Raw genomic sequence first — 9,829 nt, 5'->3', positions numbered from 1 at the left:
ATCACCATCACGCAGGCCAAGAGCCGGGGCCGCAGAATTCGCCATAGCCAATTCTCTCAAACCACGAACCATAAACTAATTAACGACACGCGACATTAGTTGCCGAACATCTTTCCGCATCGGAACGTCGGCCTGCCGTGCGCCACCTTCTCGACGGCATCGGGCAGCGCCAGCGCGATCTCGCGCACCCGGATCAGATGCGGGTCGGAATCGTCGAACATGATGGGGTGCGCCACGACGTCCAGGCTATGTGACCGGCCAATGATGTCCGACCCCTCCGATAGGCTCGTGACGTGGCAGAGGACGGCGCGGCAGGGGACGGCGTGGTAGAGGACGGGGACACCAGGGACCCGAGCGGCGATCTGCGCGAGCAGTGGTCGCAACTGGCCGAAGAGATCCGCGACCATCAGTTCCGCTACTACGTCAAAGACGCCCCGATCATCACCGACGGCGAATTCGACAAGCTGCTGCGCCGGCTACAGCAACTCGAGGACGATCACCCCGAACTCGCGACGCCCGATTCGCCCACCAAACTCGTCGGCGGCGGGTTTTCCACGGCGTTCACGCCGGTCGACCACCTCGAACGAATGCTGTCCCTGGACAACGTCTTCGACGCCGACGAGATGCGGGCATGGGTGTCACGGGTGTCCGACGAGGTCGGCGCCGACACCGAGTACCTGTGCGAACTCAAGATCGACGGGGTGGCGCTGGCCCTGGTGTACCTCGACGGCGTGCTCGACCATGCCGTGACCCGCGGTGACGGACGCACCGGGGAGAACGTCACGCTCAACGCGCGCACCATCGAAGACGTGCCGCAGCGACTCACCGGCACCGAGAAGTATCCGCTTCCCCACGTGCTCGAGGTGCGCGGGGAAGTGTTCTTCCGGGTGGAGGATTTCGAAGCACTCAACGCGTCTCTGGTGGCCGACGGCAAGCCGCCGTTCGCCAATCCCCGCAACTCGGCGGCCGGATCGCTGCGGCAGAAGAACCCGCAGATCACCGCGCGCCGCCGGCTACGCATGATCTGCCACGGGATCGGGCACACTGAGGGATGGCGTCCCACCTCCCTGCACGAGGCCTACCTCGCGATCGGCGCGTGGGGGCTGCCGGTGTCCACGCACACGGAGAAGGTCGACGGCGTCGACGCCATCCTGGACAAGATCGCCTACTGGGGCGAGCACCGCCACGACGTGGAGCACGAGATCGACGGGATCGTGGTCAAGGTCGACGACCTCGCCCGTCAACGCCGACTGGGGTCCACCTCCCGAGCACCACGTTGGGCCATCGCCTACAAATATCCGCCCGAGGAGGCCACCACCGAACTCCTCGACATCAAGGTCGGTGTCGGACGCACCGGACGGGTGACCCCGTTCGCGTTCATGAAGCCGGTGTTGGTGGCGGGTTCGACGGTGTCGCGGGCCACCTTGCACAATGAGTCCGAGGTTCGCCGCAAGGGCGTGCTGATCGGCGACACCGTCACCATTCGCAAGGCCGGTGACGTGATCCCGGAGGTCCTCGGACCGGTGGTGGACCTGCGTGACGGCAGTGAGCGAGCCTTTGTCATGCCCACGCACTGTCCCGAATGCGGCGCCGAGCTGCGACCGGAAAAGGACAGCGACGTCGACATCCGCTGTCCCAACGCCGAGACCTGCCCGGCGCAGTTGCGCGAACGGCTCTTTCACCTCGCCGGGCGCGGCGCCTTCGACATCGAGGCCCTCGGGTACGAGGCGGCCACCGCCCTGCTCACCTCCGGTGTGATCACCAATGAGGGTGATCTGTTCTCGCTCACCGCCGACGACCTGCTTCGCACCGATCTGTTCACCACCAAGAACGGAGCGCTCTCCGCCAATGGCGCCCGGCTGCTGGCCAACCTCGAGAACGCCAAGGATGCCGCGTTGTGGCGCGTGCTGGTCGCGTTGTCGATCCGCCACGTCGGCCCCACCGCCGCGCGTTCGCTGGCAACGGAATTCGGCTCCCTGCAGGCGATCGAGGACGCGAGCACCGACCAACTCGCCGAGGTGGAGGGTCTCGGCGAGACCCTCGCGCAGAGCATCCACGACTGGTTCGCCGTCGACTGGCACCGTGAGATCGTCGAGAAGTGGCGTGCCGCAGGTGTTTCCATGGAGGACGAGCGTGACGAGTCGATTCCGCGGACCCTGGAGGGCAAGACCGTGGTGGTGACCGGATCGTTGCAGGACTTCTCCCGCGACGGCGCGAAGGAAGCCATCCTGCAACGGGGAGGCAAGGCCTCGGGCTCGGTGTCGAAGAAGACCGACTACGTGGTGGTGGGGGATTCACCGGGTAGCAAGGCGGCCAAGGCCGAACAACTCGGGGTGCCCATCCTGGACGAGGGCGCGTTCAAACACCTGCTGGCGACCGGCGAGGGCCCGGCGACAGAGGAGGAGCAGGCGACCGAGGAGAATCCGGACTGAGGCGTTGCCCCACATCGGGATTCAGGTCAGGGCATCGGTGAACGCCGCGAAGGCCACGTCGTCGAACAGCACGAAACGCACTGTGTCGATCGGCGTGTCCGACTCGCGCACGGCGGTCACCGCGCGACGGGCGCCGTCGACCATGGGCCATCCGTACACGCCCGTCGAGATGGCCGGGAAGGCGATCGAGCGGGCGCCGAGTTCATTTGCGACACGCAGTGATTCGCGGTAGCAGGACTCCAGCAGTGCGCTTCGGTCCGCGCGCGACGAATACACCGGACCGACGGTGTGAATCACCCACCGGGCGGCCAGATCGCCTGCGGTGGTGGCGACGGCCTGTCCGGTCGGCAGACCGTCGGGAAACCGGGTTGCCCGCAGTTCGCGACAGGCGGCCAGGATCGCCGGGCCGCCGCGGCGATGGATGGCGCCATCGACACCGCCGCCGCCGAGCAGGGACGAGTTGGCGGCATTGACGATCGCGTCCACATCCTGACGGGTGATGTCTCCGTGAACCAGATCGATCGACACCATCGCCGTCACTCCCCGTTGCGCAGCACGGTGCTGACGATGCCGGTCAGATAGCCGAGCCTCGCGATTTCCGACGGCCGGAAGTCGGGACCGCCGATTCGGCCCAGCAACACCGCTTTTGACCCGTCACCGAGCGGTGCCGCGGCCATCCTCGTATCCATCTCCTGCCAGGCGGCGGGCACCCACGCCCCATCGGGAGCCAATTGCGCGGCATGGTCGAGCGGTAGCCAGTCGGCGGTGGTCAGCGGAGTCTCCGGCGCCCCGGAACTGCCGAACAACTGCAGCACCCCGTGCGAACCGCGGGCCACCACCATCGCCCACGAGACGCGCAACACGCGCGGGGCGTTGTCCACCAGGATCTGCAACCGATCACGCTCGGCGGTGGCCACCTGATCGATCAGCTCCAACTCCCGATGCGTGTCGAGCATCCCGGAATACGGCCGTATGGAATCGACGCGAACGCCCTTGACGCGTTCGGCGGCGGTGATCAGCCCGTCGGGCAGCGAACCCGGGGCCACGTCCACCACGAGATCGTCGACGGCGTAGCCGTCGCCGCGTTCGACCACTTCCAGAGAGAGAATGTCGGCGCCCACCGAGCCCAGTTGTGCCGCGAGCAGGCCGAGACTGCCCGGCCGATCCTTGAGGTACACCCGAAGCAGGTAGGACACGACCGACATTCTCGCATCGGCGCAGCGGGTCCGCTCGGGGCGCCGGTGGTGCGGGGAGCCACTCGTGGCACCGGGCGGTCCGTACCGGGCGGTGACCGTCGGACGTCCCTAGACTCGTGCAGGTGGCCGAGACCCCCGACGGAAACGAGGCCGGCGCAGATCATGTGACGACGTCGGTGGCGCGCCGGATCGAATCCGGGCGCGAACATGACTTCATCACCTGGACCGATGCGGGCATCGCACTGGCGCGGACGTTTCCCGGCTTCCTCGGTGGCGGCTGGCTACGCTCCACACGTCATCCCGACGAGTACTACGTGGTGTACCGATTCGCCGACGAGAAGTCGCTCGACGACTGGAACTCGTCGCCGGTGCGCAGGGCATGGCTCGACAGGGGAGAAGGCATGGCCGTGGAGTACGCCACCCATCGTCTGTCGGGCATCGAAGGATGGTTCGAGCCCCAGTCGAATCTCACCAACGCGGTTCGCGTGGTGGGTGCCCCGCCGCCCCGATGGAAGCAGGCGATCACCATCTGGCTCGGCTTCTTTCCGATGTCGCTGGCCATCAACTTCCTGGTCATCGCGCACCTCGGCGACCTTCCACTGGTGCTCAAGACCCTGATCGCGACGCTGATCAACACGCCACTGATGGTGTACTTCGTGTTGCCCTGGATCACCGCGCGCCTCAAACGTTGGCTGGGCTGAAGGCGGCGGTTTTCCGCACCTCGGTCGGTGATCGTCGTCTCCGGGTGGTCGCCTAGGCTTGGTGGGGTTGCCGGCGTCGCGAATGCCGCCGGAGTGAAAGGACGTGATCTGAAGATGTCTGACGGATCCGGCGCGGCCATCTCGCGCGACGAGGTCGCGCATCTGGCCAGGCTGTCGCGGCTCGCGCTGAGCGACTCCGAACTCGACCTGTACGCGGAGCAACTCGATTCGATCCTGACCCACGTGGCGCAGGTCTCCGAGGTGGCCGCCGACGATGTGCCGCCCACCGCGCACCCGGCGCAGCTGGCGAACGTGTTGCGACCCGACTTCGTGGTCCCCGGGCTGACCACCGAACAGGCGCTGTCGGGGGCGCCCGCCGTCGAGCAGGACCGTTTCGCCGTGCCGCAGATCCTGGGGGAGGAGCAGTGACCGAGCAGACTCCCGCCACCCGCACGGCCGGTGAGATCACCGGACTGACCGCAGCCGAACTGGGCGAAAAGATCGCGTCGGGCGAACTGTCATCGGTGGAGGTCACCACCGCCCACCTCGACCGGATCGCCGAGATCGACGACACCCTGGGTGCATTCCTGCACGTCAGCAGCGCCGAGGCACTGGTGGCCGCCAAAGCTGCCGACGACGCGATCGCCGCCGGCACGGCCACCTCGCCGCTCACCGGTGTGCCACTGGCACTCAAGGACGTCTTCACCACCACCGACGCGCCCACCACGTGCGGGTCGAAGATCCTCGAAGGATGGGTGCCGCCGTACGACGCCGCGGTCACCGAACGCCTGCGCGCCGCGGGGATCCCCATCCTCGGCAAGACGAATATGGACGAGTTCGCGATGGGCAGCTCCACCGAGAACTCCGCCTACCAGGTGACCCGCAACCCCTGGGACACCACGCGCATCCCGGGTGGCTCCGGTGGCGGCAGCGCCGCGGCACTGGCCTCGTATCAGGCGCCCCTGGCGATCGGCACCGACACCGGCGGCTCGATCCGCCAGCCCGCGGCGGTCACCGCCACCGTCGGCGTCAAACCCACGTACGGGACCGTCTCGCGCTACGGGCTGGTGGCGTGCGCGTCGTCACTCGATCAGGGCGGGCCGTGCGGTCGCACCGTCCTCGACACCGCGCTGCTGCACTCGGTGATCGCCGGACATGATCCCCGCGACTCCACGTCGATCGACGTGGCAGTTCCCGACGTGGTGGGTGCGGCCCGCGCGGGTGCCGAACAGGATCTGGCCGGAGTACGGGTGGGGGTGGTCACCGAACTGCAGGGTGAGGGCTACCAAGCAGGCGTGCTTGCTTCCTTCGACGCTGCCGTCGCCGCTCTCACCGAACGCGGCGCCGAGGTGGTGGAGGTGTCGTGCCCGCACTTCAGCTATGCCCTCGGCGCCTACTACCTGATCCTGCCGTCGGAGGTGTCGAGCAACCTCGCCCGCTTCGACGCGATGCGTTACGGCATGCGGGTGGGCGACGACGGCACCCACAGCGCCGAAGAGGTGATGGCACTGACCCGCGAGGCCGGGTTCGGCCCGGAGGTCAAGCGGCGCATCATGATCGGCACCTACGCCCTCTCGTCGGGCTACTACGACGCCTACTACGGGCAGGCCCAGAAGGTGCGCACCCTCATCGCGCGCGATTTCGCCGCCGCCTTCGAGAGCGTCGACGTGTTGATCTCGCCGACCACCCCCACCACCGCCTTCCGGATCGGGGAGAAGGTGGACGACCCGCTGGCCATGTACCTGTTCGACCTGTGCACGTTGCCGGTCAACCTGGCCGGTGTGGCCGCGATGTCGGTGCCGTCGGGACTCTCGGCCGACGACGGTTTGCCGGTGGGGCTGCAGATCATGGCGCCGGCGCTTGCCGACGACCGCCTCTACCGGGTGGGCGCTGCCTACGAGGCGGCGCGCGGCCCATTGGGTTGACCTTCCGGCGAACACACGGGATCGGGCGGTGCAACGTCGTGTGACGAGCCCGGCGGATGGTCGTGGTGACGACCAAGAGGGGTCAGTCGGGTCTCGCGGTCGTCCGGCACAAGCCTGCGGTGGCCACTAGATTGGGTGCATCCGCACCGGGCCATCGAAAGGGTCGTCACACCATGGGCAAGAGATACGGCATCCTCACCTCCGGAGGCGATTGCCCGGGTCTCAACGCGGTGATCCGCGGCGCGGTTCTCAAGGGTGAGACCGTCTACGGACAGGAGTTCGTCGGTTTCCGCGACGGTTGGTACGGGCTGGTCTACGGCGACATCATCGAACTCGACCGCACCACGGTCCGCGGTCTGTCGAACCAGGGTGGCACGATCCTCGGTACCAGCCGATTCGGACCGTATTCCGAGCCCGACGGTGGTCCAGACAACATCAAGAAGGTCCTCAAGAACCTCGGTATCGACGGGGTGATCGCCATCGGCGGCGAGGGCACCGCGTCGGCCTCCAAGCGGCTCTACGAAGACGGCATCAACATCGTCGGCGTACCCAAGACGATCGACAACGACATCGACGCCACCGACTACACGTTCGGATTCAACACCGCGGTGGAGATCGCCACCGAGGCGATCGACCGGCTGCGCACCACCGGCAACTCACACAAGCGGTGCATGGTGCTCGAGGTGATGGGTCGGCACGCCGGCTGGATCGCGCTGTATTCCGGTATCGCCGGCGGCGCGCACGCCATCCTCATTCCCGAACAGCCCGAGAGCCTCAACCAGATCTGCGCGTGGGTGACCAGCGTGAAGAACCGCGGCCGTTCGCCGATGGTGGTGGTGGCCGAGGGTTTCAAACTCCCCGACATGAAAGAGGAGTACTCGGTCAAGGGCCTCGACGGATTCAACCGCCCGCGGCTCGGCGGCATCGGCGAGGTGCTGGCACCGCTCATCGAGGAACGCACCGGTATCGAGACGCGTGCAACGGTGCTCGGCCATATTCAGCGCGGTGGTGTGCCCACCGCTTTCGACCGGGTGCTGGCCACCCGGCTGGGCATGGCCACCACCGACCTGATCGCCGACAAGGGCTGGGGTCAGATGGTGGTGCTGCGAGGTACCGAGGTGGAACGCACCACCTTCGACCAGGCGTTGGCCAACCACAAGCAGGTTCCCGCCGACCAGTACAAGGAGATGCGCGTCATCTTCGGGTAGACCGCGTCGAGCGTGCCCAGATCCGCGTCGAGCGTGCCCACATTTCGGTCGAGCGTGCCCAGATTCCGGTTGAGCGTGCCCACAATCCCGTCGAGCGTGCCCACAATCCCGTCGAGCGGGCCTTCCCCGCTGGTTGAGCGTGCTTTCCCCGCTGGTTGAGCGTGCCTTCCCCCCGCTGGTTGAGCTTGTCGAAACCACCAATGGCGAGAATCGATGTGATCTCGACAAGCTCGATCAGTGGAGGGAACAAGCTCTACGTCGAAATGGGCACGCTCGACGCGGGAGTGGGCACGCTCGACGCGGGAGTGGGCACGCTCGACGCGGGAGTGGGCACGCTCAACGTCGAAATGGGCACGCTCGACGCGGATCTGGGCACGGTCGACGTCAGGCCGGCTCGCGGGGGATCACCAGCCACAGAATCAGATAGATGAGCACCTGCGGGCCGGGCAGCAGGACCGACAACACGAACAGCACGCGAATCAGCGTCGGGTCCCAGCCGTACCGCTGGGCGAGCCCGCCGCAGACACCGCCGATCCACGCATCCGACCGTGATCGCATCAGCCGCTTCTGGGGTGCCGGAACCGGCGCTGAGGGGTAGGGGGTCGGGGAGGTCATCGTGGAACCTTTCGCTTCTCGTGTGGGCGCTCACCCACACCAACAACGCTAGGCGTGACTCGACGCCGTGACATCCGGGTTCACCCTGATCCCGACCCGGGTCCTGGCGGCCGACGACCCGCCCGGACGGTCGCGGGTGGTCGGCATAAACTGGTCGGCATGACAGCCGCTGCCGCCGAACTGATGGACTACGACCAGGTGGTCGCCGACTTCGACCCGGTCATGGGGCTCGAGGTGCACGTCGAACTCGGTACTGCGACCAAGATGTTCTGCGGATGCCCGACGACCTTCGGCGCCGATCCCAACACTCACGTGTGCCCGGTCTGCATCGGCCTACCGGGGTCGCTGCCGGTGGCCAACGCCACGGCCATCGAGTACGCGATCCGGATCGGACTCGCGTTGAACTGCTCGATCCGTCCGTCGAGCGTCTTTGCCCGGAAGAACTACTTCTATCCCGACCAGCCCAAGAACTATCAGATCTCGCAGTACGACGAGCCGATCGCGTCCGACGGTCATCTCGATCTGGTGTTGGCCGACGGTACCGAGTGGCGCGTGGACATCGAACGCGCGCACATGGAGGAGGACACCGGAAAGTCGACGCACATCGGTGGTTCCGGCCGCATCCATGGCGCCGACCATTCGCTGCTCGACTACAACCGGGCGGGTGTTCCGCTGGTGGAGATCGTCACCAAACCGATCGTCGGCGCCGGTGCTCGTGCTCCCGAGGTGGCCCGTGCCTACGTCACCGCGCTACGCGATCTCCTCAAGGCGCTCGACGTCTCCGACGTGCGCATGGACCAGGGTTCGCTGCGGTGCGATGCAAACCTCTCGCTGATGCGTAAGGACGCAACCGAATTCGGCATCCGCACCGAAACGAAGAACGTCAACTCGCTCAAGAGTGTCGAGGTGGCCGTCGCCTACGAGATGCGGCGGCAGGGGGCGGTGCTCGCCGCCGGTGGTGAGGTGGTGCAGGAGACCCGCCACTTCCACGAGACCGACGGCACCACGTCGCCGGGTCGTCGCAAGGAGACCGCGGAGGACTACCGCTACTTCCCCGAACCCGACCTGCCGCCGGTGGTGCCCGACCCGGCTTGGGTCGCCGAGATCGCCACCACACTGCCCGAAATGCCGTGGCTGCGGCGCGCGCGCATCCAGGAGGAGTGGGGCGTGTCCGACGAGGTGATGCGCGACCTGGTGAATGTCGGGGCGATCGACCTCATCATCGCGACCGTCGATGCCGGTGCGGCCCCCGAGGCCGCCCGCGGCTGGTGGGTGTCGTTCCTCGCGCAGCAGGCCAACACCCGCGGCGTCGAACTCGCCGACCTCGTGATCACGCCCACGCAGGTGGCCACGATCATCGGCCTCGTCGACGACGGCAAGCTCACCACCAAGCTGGCGCAGCAGGTCGCCACTGCGGTGCTCGACGGTGAGGGTGAACCCGAACAGATCGTCGCCGACCGCGGACTCGAGGTGGTCCGTGACGACTCCGCACTGCAGAAGGCAGTGGACGAGGCGCTCGCCAACAACCCCGACATCGCCGACAAGATCCGCGGCGGCAAAGTGCAGGCCGCGGGCAAGATCGTCGGAGATGTTATGAAAGCAACTCGGGGGCAAGCAGATCCGGCACGGGTCAAAGAGTTGGTGCTGGCCGCCTGCAGCTAGTGTCGCGTTTCGTTAGTTGGTTTTCGGTTGAGCTTTCTTGAGAATCTCCTCGACCGGTTTCGTCCACACGAAGGGGTGTTTGCGGTCGTT

The 9,829-nt window shown here is 66.8% G+C and carries 10 protein-coding genes and 1 pseudogene; 7 read left to right on the top strand and 4 right to left on the bottom strand.

From position 1 onward, the window contains the following. Positions 1 to 98: 98 nt before the first annotated feature. Positions 99 to 236: pseudogene (locus ACWDSI_RS20165) on the bottom strand (MmcQ/YjbR family DNA-binding protein); the annotation flags it as partial. 57 nt (positions 237 to 293) lie between these two features. Here ACWDSI_RS20165 and ligA point away from each other — a divergent pair. Continuing rightward, positions 294 to 2,432, top strand: a complete 2,139-nt coding sequence (gene ligA / locus ACWDSI_RS20160) for an NAD-dependent DNA ligase LigA (RefSeq protein ID WP_449757641.1) — start codon at positions 294 to 296, stop codon at positions 2,430 to 2,432. Positions 2,433 to 2,453: 21 nt separating this feature from the next. On the opposite strand, the gene ACWDSI_RS20155 is transcribed toward ligA, so the two are convergent. Continuing rightward, positions 2,454 to 2,963, bottom strand: a complete 510-nt coding sequence (locus ACWDSI_RS20155) for an O-acetyl-ADP-ribose deacetylase (protein WP_449745120.1) — start codon at positions 2,961 to 2,963, stop codon at positions 2,454 to 2,456. Between the two features lie 5 nt (positions 2,964 to 2,968). Further along, on the bottom strand, positions 2,969 to 3,637 hold the full coding sequence (locus tag ACWDSI_RS20150; RefSeq protein ID WP_449745119.1) for an amino acid-binding protein: 669 nt from the start codon (positions 3,635 to 3,637) through the stop codon (positions 2,969 to 2,971). A gap of 113 nt (positions 3,638 to 3,750) precedes the next feature. Here ACWDSI_RS20150 and ACWDSI_RS20145 point away from each other — a divergent pair, with 113 nt between their 5' ends. The 5 genes from ACWDSI_RS20145 to ACWDSI_RS20125 all read left to right on the top strand — a co-directional run bounded on the left by ACWDSI_RS20145 (position 3,751) and on the right by ACWDSI_RS20125 (position 7,893). Continuing rightward, entirely contained in the window at positions 3,751 to 4,329 is a 579-nt protein-coding gene (locus ACWDSI_RS20145; RefSeq protein ID WP_449757640.1) for an antibiotic biosynthesis monooxygenase, read from the top strand. Between the two features lie 114 nt (positions 4,330 to 4,443). Beyond that, positions 4,444 to 4,758 (top strand): Asp-tRNA(Asn)/Glu-tRNA(Gln) amidotransferase subunit GatC, encoded by a 315-nt coding sequence (gatC, locus tag ACWDSI_RS20140; RefSeq protein ID WP_449745117.1) that lies wholly within the window; start codon positions 4,444 to 4,446, stop codon positions 4,756 to 4,758. After that, a complete protein-coding gene (gene gatA / locus ACWDSI_RS20135; RefSeq protein WP_449745116.1) occupies positions 4,755 to 6,254 on the top strand; it encodes an Asp-tRNA(Asn)/Glu-tRNA(Gln) amidotransferase subunit GatA in 1,500 nt (499 codons plus the stop codon). Before gatC ends, gatA begins: the two co-directional genes overlap by 4 nt. Positions 6,255 to 6,427: 173 nt before the next feature. Then, positions 6,428 to 7,462 (top strand): 6-phosphofructokinase, encoded by a 1,035-nt coding sequence (locus ACWDSI_RS20130; protein WP_449745115.1) that lies wholly within the window; start codon positions 6,428 to 6,430, stop codon positions 7,460 to 7,462. A gap of 200 nt (positions 7,463 to 7,662) precedes the next feature. Then, a complete protein-coding gene (locus ACWDSI_RS20125; RefSeq protein WP_449757639.1) occupies positions 7,663 to 7,893 on the top strand; it encodes a hypothetical protein in 231 nt (76 codons plus the stop codon). Here the strand turns inward: ACWDSI_RS20125 and ACWDSI_RS20120 are convergent. Continuing rightward, positions 7,847 to 8,077, bottom strand: a complete 231-nt coding sequence (locus ACWDSI_RS20120; protein ID WP_449745113.1) for a PspC domain-containing protein — start codon at positions 8,075 to 8,077, stop codon at positions 7,847 to 7,849. The genes ACWDSI_RS20125 and ACWDSI_RS20120 overlap by 47 nt on opposite strands. Positions 8,078 to 8,236: 159 nt before the next feature. Between ACWDSI_RS20120 and gatB the strand changes: the two genes are divergently transcribed. Continuing rightward, the gene (gene gatB / locus ACWDSI_RS20115; protein ID WP_449757638.1) at positions 8,237 to 9,739 is read left to right on the top strand and encodes an Asp-tRNA(Asn)/Glu-tRNA(Gln) amidotransferase subunit GatB; all 1,503 of its coding nucleotides are present in this window, start codon (positions 8,237 to 8,239) and stop codon (positions 9,737 to 9,739) included. The last annotated feature ends 90 nt before the right edge of the window (positions 9,740 to 9,829 follow it).

The organism is Gordonia sp. NPDC003429 (assembly GCF_053588575.1).
The sequence above is the reverse complement of the archived record's forward strand: the minus strand, read 5'-3'. Positions and strand labels throughout refer to the sequence as shown.

Bases quoted from the DNA above. Each gene is read 5' to 3' on its own strand.
- ACWDSI_RS20155 (WP_449745120.1), bottom strand. From the start codon at position 2,963: ATGGTGTCGATCGATCTGGTTCACGGAGACATCACCCGTCAGGATGTG.
- ACWDSI_RS20150 (WP_449745119.1), bottom strand. From the start codon at position 3,637: ATGTCGGTCGTGTCCTACCTGCTTCGGGTGTACCTCAAGGATCGGCCG.
- gatC (WP_449745117.1), top strand. From the start codon at position 4,444: ATGTCTGACGGATCCGGCGCGGCCATCTCGCGCGACGAGGTCGCGCAT.
- ACWDSI_RS20130 (WP_449745115.1), top strand. From the start codon at position 6,428: ATGGGCAAGAGATACGGCATCCTCACCTCCGGAGGCGATTGCCCGGGT.
- ACWDSI_RS20125 (WP_449757639.1), top strand. From the start codon at position 7,663: ATGGCGAGAATCGATGTGATCTCGACAAGCTCGATCAGTGGAGGGAAC.
- ACWDSI_RS20120 (WP_449745113.1), bottom strand. From the start codon at position 8,077: ATGACCTCCCCGACCCCCTACCCCTCAGCGCCGGTTCCGGCACCCCAG.
- gatB (WP_449757638.1), top strand. From the start codon at position 8,237: ATGACAGCCGCTGCCGCCGAACTGATGGACTACGACCAGGTGGTCGCC.